The sequence below is a fragment of the Streptomyces sp. sk2.1 genome (genome assembly GCF_008120935.1).
Classification (GTDB): domain Bacteria; phylum Actinomycetota; class Actinomycetes; order Streptomycetales; family Streptomycetaceae; genus Streptomyces.
In genome coordinates this window covers 366,060-380,688 of sequence record NZ_RDBO01000020.1, presented here as the reverse complement: position 1 = coordinate 380,688, position 14,629 = coordinate 366,060, and the positions used below count along the sequence as shown (strand labels likewise).

At 73.3% G+C, this 14,629-nt stretch carries 15 protein-coding genes; 9 read left to right on the top strand and 6 right to left on the bottom strand.

What is annotated here, in order from left to right; genetic code table 11:
- From EAO76_RS45865 to EAO76_RS05130, 5 genes are all read left to right on the top strand, one after another.
- Positions 1-676: citrate:proton symporter (locus tag EAO76_RS45865; protein WP_262375278.1), on the top strand; the 676-nt coding region annotated here is incomplete at its 5' end.
- Positions 677-678: 2 nt separating this feature from the next.
- Positions 679-1,932: an MFS transporter gene (locus EAO76_RS05145; RefSeq protein ID WP_148833777.1), complete on the top strand. Its 1,254-nt coding sequence runs from the start codon at positions 679-681 to the stop codon at positions 1,930-1,932.
- A 229-nt stretch (positions 1,933-2,161) separates the two neighbouring features.
- Complete coding sequence (locus EAO76_RS05140; RefSeq protein ID WP_148833775.1) at positions 2,162-4,048, top strand: ABC transporter ATP-binding protein; 1,887 nt, start codon at positions 2,162-2,164, stop codon at positions 4,046-4,048.
- A 107-nt stretch (positions 4,049-4,155) separates the two neighbouring features.
- The gene (locus EAO76_RS05135) at positions 4,156-5,544 is read left to right on the top strand and encodes an aldehyde dehydrogenase family protein (RefSeq protein ID WP_148833773.1); all 1,389 of its coding nucleotides are present in this window, start codon (positions 4,156-4,158) and stop codon (positions 5,542-5,544) included.
- 78 nt (positions 5,545-5,622) lie between these two features.
- Positions 5,623-6,705 carry a Zn-dependent alcohol dehydrogenase gene (locus EAO76_RS05130; RefSeq protein WP_148833771.1) on the top strand — a complete coding sequence of 361 codons (1,083 nt, stop codon included), beginning with the start codon at positions 5,623-5,625 and terminating at the stop codon, positions 6,703-6,705.
- A 4-nt stretch (positions 6,706-6,709) separates the two neighbouring features.
- Here EAO76_RS05130 and ppk2 read toward each other — a convergent pair whose 3' ends face one another.
- Genes ppk2 through EAO76_RS05110 form a run of 4 tightly spaced genes read right to left on the bottom strand, consistent with a single transcriptional unit; the run spans position 6,710 to position 10,116 of the window.
- A complete protein-coding gene (ppk2, locus tag EAO76_RS05125) occupies positions 6,710-7,735 on the bottom strand; it encodes a polyphosphate kinase 2 (RefSeq protein WP_376298951.1) in 1,026 nt (341 codons plus the stop codon).
- A complete protein-coding gene (locus EAO76_RS05120; protein WP_148833769.1) occupies positions 7,698-8,672 on the bottom strand; it encodes a DMT family transporter in 975 nt (324 codons plus the stop codon). Before EAO76_RS05120 ends, ppk2 begins: the two co-directional genes overlap by 38 nt.
- Before the next feature lie 32 nt (positions 8,673-8,704).
- A complete protein-coding gene (locus tag EAO76_RS05115) occupies positions 8,705-9,427 on the bottom strand; it encodes a helix-turn-helix transcriptional regulator (RefSeq protein WP_148833767.1) in 723 nt (240 codons plus the stop codon).
- A gap of 14 nt (positions 9,428-9,441) precedes the next feature.
- Positions 9,442-10,116, bottom strand: coding sequence for a TetR/AcrR family transcriptional regulator (locus EAO76_RS05110; protein ID WP_148833765.1), 675 nt, complete (start codon positions 10,114-10,116; stop codon positions 9,442-9,444).
- 63 nt (positions 10,117-10,179) lie between these two features.
- Between EAO76_RS05110 and EAO76_RS05105 the strand changes: the two genes are divergently transcribed.
- The 3 genes from EAO76_RS05105 to EAO76_RS05095 all read left to right on the top strand — a co-directional run bounded on the left by EAO76_RS05105 (position 10,180) and on the right by EAO76_RS05095 (position 12,458).
- Positions 10,180-11,331, top strand: coding sequence for an acyl-CoA dehydrogenase family protein (locus EAO76_RS05105; protein WP_148833764.1), 1,152 nt, complete (start codon positions 10,180-10,182; stop codon positions 11,329-11,331).
- Positions 11,332-11,428: 97 nt separating this feature from the next.
- Entirely contained in the window at positions 11,429-11,719 is a 291-nt protein-coding gene (locus EAO76_RS05100) for a YiaA/YiaB family inner membrane protein (RefSeq protein ID WP_148833762.1), read from the top strand.
- Between the two features lie 118 nt (positions 11,720-11,837).
- Positions 11,838-12,458: a TetR/AcrR family transcriptional regulator gene (locus tag EAO76_RS05095; protein WP_148833760.1), complete on the top strand. Its 621-nt coding sequence runs from the start codon at positions 11,838-11,840 to the stop codon at positions 12,456-12,458.
- A 76-nt stretch (positions 12,459-12,534) separates the two neighbouring features.
- On the opposite strand, the gene EAO76_RS05090 is transcribed toward EAO76_RS05095, so the two are convergent.
- The gene (locus tag EAO76_RS05090; protein WP_148833757.1) at positions 12,535-12,996 is read right to left on the bottom strand and encodes a MaoC family dehydratase; all 462 of its coding nucleotides are present in this window, start codon (positions 12,994-12,996) and stop codon (positions 12,535-12,537) included.
- Between the two features lie 130 nt (positions 12,997-13,126).
- Between EAO76_RS05090 and soxR the strand changes: the two genes are divergently transcribed.
- Complete coding sequence (soxR, locus tag EAO76_RS05085; RefSeq protein ID WP_148833756.1) at positions 13,127-13,660, top strand: redox-sensitive transcriptional activator SoxR; 534 nt, start codon at positions 13,127-13,129, stop codon at positions 13,658-13,660.
- Between the two features lie 57 nt (positions 13,661-13,717).
- Here the strand turns inward: soxR and EAO76_RS05080 are convergent, their stop codons facing one another.
- Entirely contained in the window at positions 13,718-14,329 is a 612-nt protein-coding gene (locus tag EAO76_RS05080; protein WP_148833754.1) for a hypothetical protein, read from the bottom strand.
- Between the last annotated feature and the right edge of the window lie 300 nt (positions 14,330-14,629).

Below are 14,629 nucleotides of genomic sequence, written 5' to 3'. Positions count from 1 at the left end.
CGCGGAGAACGCGGGGGAGGGCGTGGACGAGGGCTTCAAGGGCCTGGACCCGAACCGGCCCACCCTGCGCCCCAAGCTGTACTGGTTCAACGCGGCCCTCACCATCGCCCTGCTCACCGCGATGATCATGGAACTGATGCCGATCCCGGTGCTGTTCCTGCTCGGCGCCGCCCTCGCCCTCACCGTCAACTTCCCCCACATGCCGGACCAGCGGGCCCGCATCGCCGCCCACGCCGACAACGTCCTCAACGTCTCCGGCATGGTCTTCGCCGCCGCCGTGTTCACCGGCGTCCTCTCCGGCACGGGCATGGTCGAGCACATGGCCGACTGGCTCGTCGGCGCGATCCCCGAGGGCATGGGCCCGCACATGGCGATCGTCACCGGTGTCCTGAGCATCCCGCTGACGTACTTCATGTCGAACGACGGCTTCTACTTCGGCGTGGTCCCGGTGCTCGCCGAGGCGGGCGCGGCCCACGGCGTCTCCCCGCTGGAGATCGCCCGCGCCTCCCTGGTCGGTCAGCCCCTGCACATGTCGTCCCCACTGGTCCCGGCCGTCTACGTCCTCGTCGGCATGGCGAAGGTCGAGTTCGGCGACCACACCAGGTTCACCGTCAAGTGGGCCGCGCTCACCTCGCTGGTGGTGCTCGCCGCCGGTCTCCTGTTCGGCATCGTCTGACCGTGCCGCGCACCCGGAAGCCCGGCAGGGGCTGGCTGCTGCGCCTCGTCATCGCCTTCGCCCTCGCGCAGGGGGCGGTGTCGATGGCGCGGCCGGCCGTCTCCTACCGGGCCCTCTCACTGGGCGCGGACGAGCGCGCGATCGGGGTGATCGCCGGTGTGTACGCGCTCCTCCCGCTCTTCGCCGCCGTCCCGCTCGGCCGGCGCACCGACCACGGCCGGTGCGCGCCCCTGCTGCCGTTCGGCGTCGTCCTCATCGCGGGCGGCTGCGCCCTCAGCGGCACGGCGGGCTCCCTGCCGGCGATGGCAGCCTGGAGCGGTGTCATGGGGCTCGGCCACCTCTGCTTCGTCATCGGGGCCCAGTCGATCGTCGCCCGGCAGTCCGCCCCCGCCGAACAGGACCGCAACTTCGGGCACTTCACCATCGGCGCCTCCCTCGGCCAGCTCATCGGCCCGATCGCCGCCGGGTACCTGATCTCCGAGCGGGACGGTGCCATGGCGCGGACGAGCGCCCTCGCCCTGATCGTCTCGGCGGCCGTCGCCGCCGTCTCCCTCGGCTCGCTCCGGCGCATCGAGCACCGGACCGGGGCCGCGCCCCGCCGCGCGGAGAGCGCCGCCAGGGTCCCCGTCGGGCGGATCCTGCGCTCCCGGGGCGTCCCGGCCGGGATCTTCATCAGCCTCGCCGTGCTCTCCGCGACCGACATCCTCACCGCGTACCTGCCCGTCGTCGGGGAGCACCGGGGCATCGCCCCCGCCACCGTCGGACTGCTGCTCAGTCTGCGCGCCGCGGCCACCATCGCCTGCCGACTGGTGATGACCCCGATGCTCCGGGTCCTCGGCCGCACCGCGCTGCTCACCACGACCTGCCTGCTGGCGGGGGTGCTCTGCGCGGGCATCGCCCTGCCCGTCCCGGTGGCGGCCCTGGCCGTGATGCTCGCCGTGCTCGGCTTCTGCCTGGGGGTCGGCCAGCCGCTCTCGATGACCACCGTCGTCCGGGCCGCCCCGCCGGAGGCCCGGTCCACCGCCCTCGCCCTGCGGCTGACCGGGAACCGCCTCGGGCAGGTCGTGGCCCCCGCCTCCGTCGGGCTGGTCGCCGGGGTGGCCGGCACCGCGGCGCCGTTCGTCATGCTCGGCGTGCTCCTGCTCGCGGCGGCCGGGCTCGGGGCGCGCGGCGACCGCCCCCGGAAGGACGACCCGGCCCCCGCCGCCGTACCCGCGCCCCGGCGCCGGAGCCCCGCCGACCGGAACCGCGCCTGACGCCCGGGGCCGACGCACGACGCGACCTGCCGGGGCCGACTCCGTACCGGCGCATGACAGGAGCTGCCGGGGCCGACCCCGCCGTGCCGGCGCACGGCAGGACCCGTGCCCGGGAGGGCGCCGCGCGCGCCGGTACCGGGGCCCGCCCCGTACCGGCGGTCGGGCGACCGCGCGGCCGCCGCGGAATCCGTGTTGACCTCAAGTCCACTGGAGGTCGTACGTTCTTTGCATGAGCATGGAAACCACGGCGTGGACACAGCTCCACAACGTCATGAACGCGCAGACCGACCGGCGCCCCTTCGACCGGGCCACCCTGCGGCGCATCGCCGCCTTCGCCCGGCCGCACCGGCGCCGGGTCGTCCAGTTCCTGGTCCTGAGCGTGGTGACGGCGCTCCTCGCGGTCGCCACCCCGATCCTCGCGGGACGCGTCGTCGACGCGATCGTCGCGGGCGAGGAGTCGGGCACCGTCACCGGCCTCTCCCTGCTCATCGCGGTGATCGCCATCGCGGAGGCCGGACTCGGCCTGGTCAGCCGCTGGCTCTCGGCGAACCTCGGCGAAGGGCTGATCCTCGATCTGCGCACGGCCGTCTTCGACCACGTGCAGCGCATGCCGATCGCGTTCTTCACCCGGACCCGCACCGGCGCCCTCGTCAGCCGCCTCAACAACGACGTCATCGGCGCCCAGCGCGCCTTCAGCAACACCCTGTCCGGCGTCGTCAGCAACATCGTGACGCTGCTGCTCACCCTCGGCGTCATGCTCTCCATCTCCTGGCAGATCACCGTGCTCGCGCTGGTGCTGCTGCCGGTCTTCGTCCTGCCGGCCCGCCGGATGGGCAGCCGGATGGCGAGGCTCCAGCGGGAGGCCGCGGCCCACAACGCCGCGATGGGCACCCGGATGACCGAGCGGTTCTCCGCCCCCGGCGCCACCCTGATCAAGCTCTTCGGCCGGCCCGCCGACGAGTCCGCCGAGTTCGCCGCCCGGGCCGGCCGGGTGCGTGACATCGGCGTCCGCACGGCCATGGCCCAGTCCGCGTTCATCACCGCCCTCACCCTCGTGTCGGCCCTGGCCCTCGCCCTGGTCTACGGGCTCGGCGGCCACTACGCGCTGCGCGGACAGCTGGACGCGGGCGCGGTCGTCGCCCTGGCCCTGCTCCTGACCCGGCTCTACGCACCGCTCACCGCCCTCGCCGGAGCCCGCGTCGAGGTGATGAGCGCCCTCGTCAGCTTCGAGCGGGTCTTCGAGGTCCTCGACCTGGAACCGCTCATCGCCCAGAAGCCGGACGCGCGGACGGTCCCGGACGGCCCGGTGTCCGTGGAGTTCGACCGGGTCAGGTTCGGCTACCCGTCCGCCGACAAGGTCTCGCTCGCCTCGCTGGAGGACGTCGCGACCCTCGACACCCGCGACAGCGGCGAAGTGCTGCGCGGCGTCTCCTTCCGCGCCGAACCCGGACAGACGGTGGCGCTCGTCGGCTCGTCCGGCGCGGGCAAGTCGACCATCGCGCAACTGCTGCCGCGCCTGTACGACACGGACGGGGGAACGGTGCGCATCGGCGGCGTCGACGTGCGCGACCTGACCGCCGACACCCTGCGCGACACCCTCGGCATGGTCACCCAGGACGGCCACCTCTTCCACGAGTCGGTCCGCGCCAACCTGCTGCTCGCCCGCCCCGGCGCCACCGAGGAGGAACTCTGGGACGCCCTGCGCCGCTCGCGCCTGGACGGTCTCGTCGCCTCGCTGCCCGACGGGCTCGACACCGTCGTCGGCGAACGCGGCTACCGGCTCTCCGGCGGCGAACGCCAGCGGCTGACCATCGCCCGACTGCTGCTCGCCCGCCAGCGCGTCGTCATCCTCGACGAGGCCACCGCCCACCTGGACAACACCTCCGAGGCGGCCGTCCAGGAGGCGCTGACCGAAGCCCTCGCCGGACGCACCGCGGTCGTGATCGCCCACCGGCTCTCCACGGTGCGGGCGGCCGACCTCATCCTCGTCGTGGAGAGCGGGCGGATCGTGGAACGGGGCACGCACGACGAACTCCTCGCGGCGGGCGGCCGGTACGAGGAGCTGTACCGGACCCAGTTCGAGAACCCCGGCCACGAAACCGCGGAACTGGGCTGAGCGCGAACGTTCCACCGGGCGTGACGGGCGTCTCTGGCGCCACAAAACTAACGGCGCTAGTTTGGGGCGGGCGACATCGCCCGCAACCGCGTCCGGGAGGAACAGCCATGAAGGCCCACGACGGCATGTACATCGACGGAGCCTGGCGGCCCGCTGCGGGACGGGACACGATCGAGGTCGTGAACCCCGCGGACGAGCAGGTCATCGCCCATGTCCCGGCGGGCACGGCGGAGGACGTCGACGCCGCGGTACGGGCCGCCCGCGCCGCGCTCCCCGGCTGGGCGGCCACCGCCCCCGCCGAACGGGCCGCGCGGATCGCCGCGCTGCGCGACGTGCTGGCGGCCCGCAAGGACGAGATCGCCGGGACCGTCACCGCCGAACTCGGCGCGCCGCTGTCGTTCTCGCAGTCGGTGCACGTGGGCCTGCCGGTCAGGGTGGCGGGCTCGTACGCCGAGCTCGCCGCCTCGTACGCCTTCGAGGAGAGGATCGGCAACTCCACCGTGTACGCCGAGCCGGTCGGCGTGGTCGGCGCGATCACCCCGTGGAACTACCCGCTCCACCAGATCGTGGCCAAGGTGGCCCCCGCGCTCGCGGCGGGCTGCACGATCGTCCTCAAGCCGGCCGAGGACACTCCGCTGACCGCCCAGCTCTTCGCCGAGGCCGTCCACGAGGCGGGCGTCCCGGCGGGCGTGTTCAACCTGGTCACCGGCCTCGGCCCGGTCGCCGGACAGGCCCTGGCCGGGCACGACGGCGTCGACCTGGTCTCCTTCACCGGCTCCACCGCCGTCGGGAAGCGGATCGGCGCCACGGCCGGCGCGGCCGTCAAGCGCGTCGCCCTCGAACTGGGCGGCAAGTCCGCCAACGTCATCCTGCCGGGCGCGGACCTCGCCAGGGCCGTCGCCGTCGGCGTCGCGAGCGTCATGGGCAACTCCGGCCAGACCTGCAGCGCCCTGACCCGCATGCTGGTGCACACCTCGCAGTACGACGAGGCGGTCGCGCTCGCCGCGGAGGCGGCCGGCAAGTACGGCGACCGCATCGGCCCCCTCGTCAACGCCGGGCAGCAGGCCAGGGTGCGCGGTTACATCGAGAAGGGCGTCGAGGAGGGCGCCCGGCTCGTGGCGGGCGGCCCCGACGCCCCGCGGGAGAAGGGCTGCTACGTCAGCCCCACCGTGTTCGCCGACGTCACCCCGGAGATGACCATCGCCCAGGAGGAGATCTTCGGCCCCGTCCTCTCGATCCTGCGGTACGAGGACGAGGACGACGCCCTGCGGATCGCCAACGGCACCGTGTACGGGCTCGCGGGTGCCGTCTGGGCCGCCGACGACGCCACGGCCGCGGCCTTCGCCCGCCGGATGGACACCGGGCAGGTGGACATCAACGGCGGCCGGTTCAACCCGCTCGCCCCGTTCGGCGGCTACAAGCAGTCCGGCGTCGGCCGCGAACTCGGCCCGCACGGACTCGCGGAGTACCTCCAGACCAAGTCCCTCCAGTTCTGAACCCCTTGCCGGCCCCTGCCGTCGCCCGCACCACCCGCACGCCCGGTCCAGTCCCGTCGATCGTCGAGGAGCCCGTTCGTGGTCCGCGCCGCCGTACTGCCCGCCGTCAAAGCCCCGTTGGAGATCACCGACATCGAACTCCCGGAACCCGGCCCCGGCCGGGTGCGGGTCGCGCTCGCCGCCGCGGGCGTCTGTCACTCCGACCTCTCGCTGTCCGACGGCACCATGCGGGTGCCCGTCCCCGCGGTCCTCGGACACGAGGGCGCGGGCACCGTCGTCGCGGTCGGCGAGGGCGTCACCCATGTCGCGCCCGGCGACGGCGTCGTGCTCAACTGGGCCCCGTCCTGCGGAAGCTGCCACCACTGCGGGATCGGCGAGGTCTGGCTCTGCGCCAACGCCCTGGCCGGCGCGGCCGGCATCCACGCCCGCACCGCCGACGGCACCGAACTCCACCCCGGGCTGAACGTGGCGGCGTTCGCCCAGGAGACCGTCGTCGCCGCGAACTGCGTACTGCCCGCCCCGGACGGCATCCCGCTCACCGACGCCGCCCTGCTCGGCTGCGCGGTCCTCACCGGATACGGCGCGGTCCACCACAGCGCCCGGGTCCGGGCCGGCGAGTCCGTTGTGGTGTTCGGCATCGGGGGCGTCGGCCTCGCGGTGCTCCAGTCCGCCCGGATCGCGGGCGCCTCGAAGGTCATCGCCGTGGACGTGTCTCCGGAGAAGGAGGAACTGGCCCGGCGGGCGGGGGCCACCGACTACGTCGTCGCCTCCGACACCACCCCGCGCGCGATCCGCAGGCTCACCGGCGGCCAGGGGGCCGACGTCGCCGTCGAGTGCGTCGGCCGGCCGGTCACCATCCGCGGGGCCTGGGAGTCCACCCGCCGCGGCGGTCGCACCACGGTCGTCGGCATCGGCGGCAAGGACCAGCAGGTGTCCTTCAACGCCCTGGAGATCTTCCACTGGGGCCGCTCGCTGACCGGCTGCGTGTACGGCAACAGCGACCCGGCCCGGGACCTGCCCGTCCTCGCCGAACACATCCGGGCGGGCAGGTTCGACCTCTCCATGATGGTCACCGGACGGATCGGGCTGGACGGCATCCCGGCCGCCTTCGACGACATGATCGCGGGCAGGGGCGGCCGCGCGCTCGTGGTGTTCGAGTAACCCGTCAACTCGTCGGCCCGGTCTCCGCCCGCTCCGTGGTGAGCAGCCGGGCGTCCATCTCGCCCTGCTCGAAGAGCCGGGAGGCCGGGCCGACGATCAGCGGATCGGGTTCGCCCACCACGTCCGTGTCCTTGTCCGGGTAGTCGAAGCGGTGCAGCACGTGCCGGATCGCCTCCAGCCGGGCCCGCTTCTTGTCGTTGCTCTTCACCACGGTCCAGGGCGAGTCCGCCGTGTCCGTGTGGAACAGCATCAGCTCCTTGGCCTCGGTGTACGCGTCCCACTTGTCGAGCGAGGCGAGGTCGACCGGGCTGAGCTTCCACTGCCGCACCGGATCGATCTGACGGATCATGAATCGGTTGCGCTGCTCGTTGCGCGAGACCGAGAACCAGAACTTCACCAGATGGATGCCGTCCCGGGCGAGCATCCGCTCGAAGCCCGGTGCCTGGTGCATGAACTCCAGGTACTCGCGGGTGGTGCAGAACCCCATCACCCGCTCCACACCCGCCCGGTTGTACCAGGACCGGTCGAACAGCACGATCTCCCCGGCGGACGGCAGATGGGCCGTGTAACGCTGGAAGTACCACTGGGTGCGCTCGCGCTCGGTGGGTTTCTCCAGCGCCACCACCCGTGCGCCACGGGGGTTGAGGTGCTCGGTGAAGCGCTTGATCGTGCCGCCCTTGCCCGCCGCGTCCCGCCCCTCGAAGAGGATGACGAGGCGTTCGTCGCGGTCCTTCACCCAGTGCTGGAGCTTGAGCAGCTCGATCTGCAGGGCGCGCTTGGACTTCTCGTATCTCTTGCGGCCGAGCTTGACGGAGTACGGGTAGTCCTCGCGCCAGGCGTCCCGGGGCCGGCCCTCGGGCGTCACCAGGACCGGGTCGTCGTCACCGCTGTCGGTCACGGCGAAGCCCGTGAGCCCGGCACCGCCGTGGCGGGCCGCGTCGGCGAGGGCGTCCGACATGTCCTTCCGGTCCCCGGCCGCCGCCTCCGCCGCCCTACCGCGGCCGCTCGGTCGCTTGGCGCTCCGTGTCATCTCGGTGTCCTTCCGCAGGCTGCGCCGGATCCTTCCGCGTCAGGCCAGTCTGCGTACGGGCCCGGGAGACCGCCACCCCTGCCAGGCAGAGCAGGCCCCCGCCGATGGTGAGCGGCGCGGGCACCTCGTCCAGCACCAGCCAGGACATCGCCACCACCAGCGCGGGCACGGCGTAGGTGGTGGCGCCCATCCGCCCGGCGGTGGTCCTGGCCAGCGCGTAGGCCCAGGTCGTGAAGGCCAGCGCGGTCGGGAAGAGTCCCAGGTAGACCATGTTCAGGGTGGCGGACAGGGGTGCGTCGGCGATCTCGGAGACCAGCGCGCCGGAGAACGGCAGACAGGCCACCGTGCCGACCAGGCAGCCGAACGTCGTGACCTGGAGCGCGGAGCCGTGCCGCAGCGCGGGCTTCTGGAGGACCACCCCCGTCGCGTACGCCACCGCGGCCAGCACGCAGAGCGCCACGCCGAACACCGGGGCACCGCCGCGCCCCGACATCGAGAACCCGACCACGACGGCGCCCGCGAACGACACCGCCATGCCCGCGATCAGCCTGCCGGGCAGCGACTCGCCCAGCACCCGGGCGCCGAGCAGCGCGATCAGGAGGGGGCCGATGTTCACCACCATCGCGGCCGTGCCCGCGTCCACCTGCCGCTCGCCCCAGTTGAGGACCACCATGTAGACGCCGAACCAGAGCAGCCCGGACCAGATGATCCCCGGCCGGGCGGCCCGCGGCGGCAGCCCCTCGCGCCGCAGCGCCAGCAGGAGGCCCAGCGCCAAGGTGCCCGAGAGCAGCCGGCCGAGGGCGAGCGCGCCGGGCGAGTAGGCGTCCCCCGCGCTGCGGATGGAGACGAAGGCGGAGGCCCACAGCACGACGGTGGTGCAGGCGGCGGCGGGGGCCCGCCAGTCACGGGGCGCCGCGGGGGAAGGTGTCGTCGTCATGCCCCGACCGTAGGGCCGCGACCGTTCGGTACCTACCGAATCGACTCCGGGTCGATGCCGAGGTGTTCGCGCAGCGCCCGTTCGCCCTCCGCGGTCGCCCGCACCGCGCGCCCGGACCCGATCCGCACGCACCACCGCTCCTCCAGCGCGTACCGGCACAGCGCGGCGCCCGCCGCGCCCCCCAGGTGCGCCCTGCGCTCCGTCCAGTCCAGACAGCTCCGCGCCAGCGGACGCCGCGACCGCGGATCCAGCCCGATGCCCAGCCCGTCGAACCAGCGCAGGCCGTCGTCGGTCAGGGCGAAGCCGGTGTCCTGCCGGAGCAGCCCCCGTACGGTCATCGCGTCGGCGATCGCGATGCCGAGCCGCCCCGCGAGGTGGTCGTAGCAGGTGCGGCCGCGGGCCAGCGCACGGTCGGCGGTCGCCGCGCCCAGGCTCCGCGGACGCGCGGGGGCGGGGCCGGGGGAGGCGTGGGCCGCCAGGTCCTCGACGAGGTGCGCGACGCGTTCGCCGGCGAGCCGCAGATAGCGGTGGCGGCCCTGCCGCTCCTCGGCCAGCAGCCCGCCGGCGACGAGCCTGCCGAGGTGTTCGCTGGCGGTCGACGGTGCCACGGAGGCGTGCCGGGCCAGCTCGCCCGCGGTCCAGGCACGGCCGTCGAGCAGGGCGAGGCAGAAGGTGGCGCGGGTCTCGTCGGCGAGGAGCGCGGCCAGGGCGGCCAGCCGGGGCGCGGCCGGGTCGGGGTGTGCCATGCGTGCCATGGGACCAGGATGCGTCAGGGACGCTTCGGCGACGGCCGAACCGTCCTGTCGGGCGGCAGCAGCCCGTACTGGAGCGAGAGGCCGTCGACCAGGGCCCGCAGTCCGGTCTCGAACGCCCCCTCGTCGACCTGCTGACGGCGCTCGGCCAGCAGATGGGCCCGGCCGAGGTGCGGGTAGTCGGCGGGGTCGTACGCCGTCTCGTCGTCCACGAAGCCGCGGGCGAACGAGCCGAGCGCCGAGCCGGTGACGAAGTAGCGCATCAGGGCCCCGATGTACGTGGCCTGGGCGGGCGGCCAGCCGGCCCGGACCATCGCGCCGAAGACCGCGTCGGCGACCCGGAGGCCGGCCGGGCGGCGGCCGGGACCCCGGGCGAGCACCGGGACGATGTGCGGATGCGCGGAGAGCGCCGCACGGTAGGAGACGGCCCAGTCGTGCAGGGCGGCCCGCCAGTCGCGGGTGTCCGACTCGTCGAACATCGACAGGTCGACCTGGGCGGACACGGCGTCCGCGACCGCGTCCAGGATCTCGTCCTTGTTGCGGAAGTGGTTGTAGAGCGAGGGCCCGCTGACCCCGAGTTCGGCGGCGAGCCGCCGGGTGGAGACGGCGTCGAGCCCCTCGGCGTCCACGAGCGCGCTCGCCGTCTCGACGATCCGGTCTCGGCTGAGGAGGGGCTTGCGCGGTCGGGCCATGCGGCACATAGTAGGGCCTGCGAACAGAAAACTAGCAGTGCTAATTAAAAGTGGGAGTCAAGGATGAACCTGGAGCTCAGCGAGGAACAGGAAGCCGTCCGCCGGCTCGCCGAGGACTTCGTCGCCCGCGAGGTGTCCCCCCACGTCGTGGAGTGGGACCGGGCCGAGAGCGTCGACAGGTCGATCGTGGGGAAGCTGGGCTCCGTGGGCTTCCTCGGGCTGACCGTTCCCGAGGAGTACGGCGGATCGGGCGGCGACCACCTCGCGTACTGCCTGGTCACCGAGGAGCTGGGGCGCGGCGACTCCTCGGTCCGCGGCATCGTCTCCGTCTCCCTCGGCCTGGTCGCCAAGACCGTCGCGGCCTGGGGCGACGAGGAGCAGAAGCGGCACTGGCTGCCGAGGCTCACCGCGGGCGAGGCGATCGGCTGCTTCGGCCTCACCGAGCCCGGCACCGGCTCGGACGCCGGGAGCCTGACGACGAAGGCCGTCCGGGACGGCGACTCGTACCTCATCAACGGCACCAAGATGTTCATCACCAACGGCACCTGGGCCGACGTGGTGCTGCTCTTCGCCCGCACCGGCGGCGCCCCCGGCCACCGGGGCATATCCGCCTTCCTGGTACCCGCCGACACCCCCGGCCTCACCCGCCGCGCCATCCACGGCAAGCTCGGCCTGCGCGGTCAGGCCACCGCCGAACTGGTCCTGGAGGACGTCCGCGTACCCGCCTCCGCGCTGCTGGGGCCGGAGGGCAAGGGCTTCTCGATCGCCATGTCCGCCCTGGCCAAGGGGCGGATGTCGGTCGCGGCCGGCTGTGTGGGCATCGCACGGGCCGCCCTCGACGCCGCCGTGGGCCACGCGGGCGAGCGCGAGCAGTTCGGCCGCCCCATCGCGGGCCACCAGCTCGTCCAGGAACTCATCAGCGACATCGCCGTGGACGTCGACGCCGCCCGGCTGCTGACCTGGCGGGTGGCCGACCTCGTCGACCGCGGCGAGGAGTTCGCCACCGCCGCGTCCAAGGCGAAGCTCTTCGCCTCCGAGGCGGCCGTCCGTGCCGCCAACAACGCCCTCCAGGTCTTCGGCGGCTACGGCTACATCGACGAGTACCCGGTCGGCAAGCTGCTGCGCGACGCCCGGGTGATGACCCTGTACGAGGGCACCAGCCAGATCCAGAAGCTGATCATCGGCCGTGCGCTGACGGGGGTCTCCGCCTTCTGACCCGCCGCCCGCCCGAGCGGTTTCGAACGGGAGTCTGAGTATCGGACTGAGTACGGGAGCGGATGTGGCGCACGCCACTCCGCCCGATGCTGGCGGCATGAGCGAGACAACAACCGTCAAGCAGCAGGGCACCGCGGCCTTCTACGGCCAGGCCGTCGCCTCCTTCGGAGTGGCGATGGGCGCGGTGGCCCTCGGTATCTACTTCCTGGACGCCGACGCCTGGGTCCGCGGGTTCCTCGCGATCGGGGTCCTCTACCTCGTCACCTCCTGTTTCACCCTGGCCAAGGTCATCAGGGACCGCCAGGAGGCGGGGCGGCTCGTCAGCCGGGTCGACCAGGCCAGGCTGGAGAAGATCCTCGCCGAGCACGACCCCTTCCAGAAGCTCTGATCCGGCCGAGGCCCCGATTCGTCCCGGATCCCGGCCCCGAGCGCCGCACCCGGGCCCTAAGCGCTTGCTCAGGGTCGCGGTATGGTGTTCGTCCTGCTGATGAGAGGGGCGAGGGACGATGAGCACGGCGGAGGAGACCGACGGCGACGCGCCGTGGGCCGAGGTGACGCCCGAGGCGGCCAGGCGGCTGCTTGTCGCCGCCGTCGACGCCTTCGCCGAGCGCGGGTACCACGCCACCACCACCCGTGACATCGCGGGCCGGGCGGGGATGAGCCCCGCCGCGCTCTACATCCACTACAAGACGAAGGAAGAGCTGCTCCACCGGATCAGCCGGATCGGCCACGACCGGGCCCTGTCCGTCCTGGAGGCCGCCGCCGACGGCGGCGGCACGGCGGCCGAGCGGCTGGCCGAGGCCGTACGTTCCTTCGTCCGCTGGCACGCCGAACGGCACACCACCGCACGCGTGGTCCAGTACGAACTCGACGCCCTCGGCGAGGAGCACCGCGCCGAGATCGTCGGCCTGCGCCGCAGGAGTGACGCCGTGGTCCGCCGGATCATCGGCGAGGGGGTGCGGGCGGGGGAGTTCGACGTCCCCGACGTGCCGGGCACCACGCTCGCGGTGCTCTCGCTCTGCATCGACGTGGCGCGCTGGTTCAACGAGCAGGGCAGCCGGACGCCGGACGAGGTCGGCGAGCTCTACGCCGGCCTCGTGCTGCGGATGGTCGGCGCCGAGCGGTGACGGCCGCGCGGGGGCCGTGCGGAGCCGGGTGCGCCGTGCCGCCGCGGGCAGAGGCGCGGCGGCACGGCGGCGGTCGTCAGAAGTAGTAGCGCGACACCGACTCGGCCACGCACACCGGCTTGTCGCCGCCCTCGCGCTCGACCGTGACGACGGCGGTGACCTGCACGCCGCCCCCGGCCTCCTCGACGCTCCTCAGGACGGCGCTCGCGCGCAGCCGCGAGCCCACGGGCACGGTGGAGGGGAAGCGGACCTTGTTCGTCCCGTAGTTGATGCCCATCTTCATGCCCTCGACCCGCATGACCTGCGGGACGAGCGCGGGCAGCAGCGAGAGCGTGAGGTAGCCGTGGGCGATGGTCGTGCCGAACGGCCCGGACGCGGCCCGCTCCGGGTCCACGTGGATCCACTGATGGTCGCCGGTGGCCTCGGCGAAGAGGTCGATCCTCTTCTGGTCGACCTCCAGCCAGTCGCTGTGCCCCAGTTGCTCGCCCACACCGTCGCGCAGCTCCTGCGCGGACGTGAAGATCCTCGGCTCCGCCATGTTCCCGGTCCCTGCCCTTCCAGCTCCATGCCATCCCTGAGCACTGTCCAAGCGCTTGCTCAGCATGGTTCGCGGGTGCGTTCCTGTCAACGACGGACCGCCGGGTGGGCGGGCAAGTAGGGTTGGATGAGTGCCCCAGATCCCACAGACGCTCCACGAACTCACGGTCGGACAGCTCTCCGCGCGCAGCGGCGCCGCCGTCTCGGCCCTGCACTTCTACGAGGCCAAGGGCCTGATCAGCAGCCGCCGCACCAGCGGCAACCAGCGCCGTTACGCCAGGGACGCGCTGCGCAGGGTCGCGTTCATCCGGGCGGCGCAGCGCGTGGGCATCCCGCTCGCCACCATCCGGGACGCCCTCGCCGAGCTTCCCGAGGAGCGCACCCCGAACCGTGAGGACTGGGCGCGTCTGTCCGCGGCCTGGCGCTCCGAACTGGACGAGCGGATCAAGCAGTTGGGCCGGCTGCGGGACCACCTCACCGACTGCATCGGCTGCGGCTGCCTGTCGTTGGAGAACTGCGTGCTCTCCAACCCGAACGACATCTCCGGCCAGCGGATCAGCGGTTCGCGCCTGATGCCGGAACGCCCGTCGTCCGAGCGCCCGTCGCCCGAAAGCCCGTCGGTCGAAAGCCCGTCGCCCGAATGCCCGCCGGGCGACTGCCCGTAGCCCCGGGGTCCGGGGCCGGGCGGGCGTCACCGGGAGGCGCCGCCGGGGCCCCGCGCGTCATGCCACCGAGGCGAGGTCGCGGCGCCGTGCGCCCCGGGCTGCGGCCAGCGCCCCCGGCGTGAGCACCGGCTGTGGCACCACGATCCCGCACCCCGCGCACACCGGTCCCGGGACGGGCCCGTCCCCGGCCTCCTCCCGCCAGCGCATCTCGGCCCCCGCGCACACCGGGCAGGCCGTGCCCGGCCCGGACTCCAGGGCCGTGATCAGCCGGCGCAGCACCTCGGCGAGCGGCGCCGACGGGTGCACCGCCGGGTCCGCGCAGCGGGCGACCCCGTGGCCGCCCCAGGTGTGCCGGTGCCAGTCGTCGAACGCGCCGGGCCTGCGCAGCCCGTCGTGCTTCTCCCGCCTGCGGCGTTCGGCGAACCCCGCCTCGTAGCCCAGCCAGACCGTCCGCGCCGCCTCCAGCTCGTCCAGCGCGCGGATCAGCCGCGCCGGGTCGGGGGAGCGGTCCTCGGGTTCGATGCCGTGCCGGGCGCACAGATGGTGCCAGGTCGCCCGGTGCCCGTACGGGGCGAACCTCTCCAGGCACTTGCGCAGCGAGTACCGCCGCAGCGCCAGGTCGATCCGCGGGTCGCGGACCTGTCTCGCAAGACTCCGAAAACCAGCCATTGCACTGCCACCTCCGTCGCTCGTACTTCGCCGTCGTCGTACTTCGGTGTCAATGAGTTGACGTACGGCCCCCCGATTTGGATCCCGGGACGGCGAAGTACGAGCGACGGAGGTGGCAGTGCAATGGCTGGTTTTCGGAGTCTTGCGAGACAGGTCCGCGACCCGCGGATCGACCTGGCGCTGCGGCGGTACTCGCTGCGCAAGTGCCTGGAGGCTGGTTTTCGGAGTCTTGCGAGACAGGTCCGCGACCCGCGGATCGACCTGGCGCTGCGGCGGTACTCGCTGCGCAAGTGCCTGGAG

Excerpts from the sequence above, each read along its gene's own strand:
- EAO76_RS05110 (WP_148833765.1), bottom strand. The coding sequence starts at position 10,116 with ATGGCCCGACCGCGCAAGCCCCTCCTCAGCCGAGACCGGATCGTCGAG.
- EAO76_RS05100 (WP_148833762.1), top strand. The coding sequence starts at position 11,429 with ATGAGCGAGACAACAACCGTCAAGCAGCAGGGCACCGCGGCCTTCTAC.
- EAO76_RS05080 (WP_148833754.1), bottom strand. The coding sequence starts at position 14,329 with ATGGCTGGTTTTCGGAGTCTTGCGAGACAGGTCCGCGACCCGCGGATC.
- EAO76_RS05090 (WP_148833757.1), bottom strand. The coding sequence starts at position 12,996 with ATGGCGGAGCCGAGGATCTTCACGTCCGCGCAGGAGCTGCGCGACGGT.
- EAO76_RS05140 (WP_148833775.1), top strand. The coding sequence starts at position 2,162 with ATGAGCATGGAAACCACGGCGTGGACACAGCTCCACAACGTCATGAAC.
- EAO76_RS05115 (WP_148833767.1), bottom strand. The coding sequence starts at position 9,427 with ATGGCACGCATGGCACACCCCGACCCGGCCGCGCCCCGGCTGGCCGCC.
- EAO76_RS05120 (WP_148833769.1), bottom strand. The coding sequence starts at position 8,672 with ATGACGACGACACCTTCCCCCGCGGCGCCCCGTGACTGGCGGGCCCCC.
- EAO76_RS05135 (WP_148833773.1), top strand. The coding sequence starts at position 4,156 with ATGAAGGCCCACGACGGCATGTACATCGACGGAGCCTGGCGGCCCGCT.
- EAO76_RS05105 (WP_148833764.1), top strand. The coding sequence starts at position 10,180 with ATGAACCTGGAGCTCAGCGAGGAACAGGAAGCCGTCCGCCGGCTCGCC.
- ppk2 (WP_376298951.1), bottom strand. The coding sequence starts at position 7,735 with ATGACACGGAGCGCCAAGCGACCGAGCGGCCGCGGTAGGGCGGCGGAG.
- EAO76_RS05095 (WP_148833760.1), top strand. The coding sequence starts at position 11,838 with ATGAGCACGGCGGAGGAGACCGACGGCGACGCGCCGTGGGCCGAGGTG.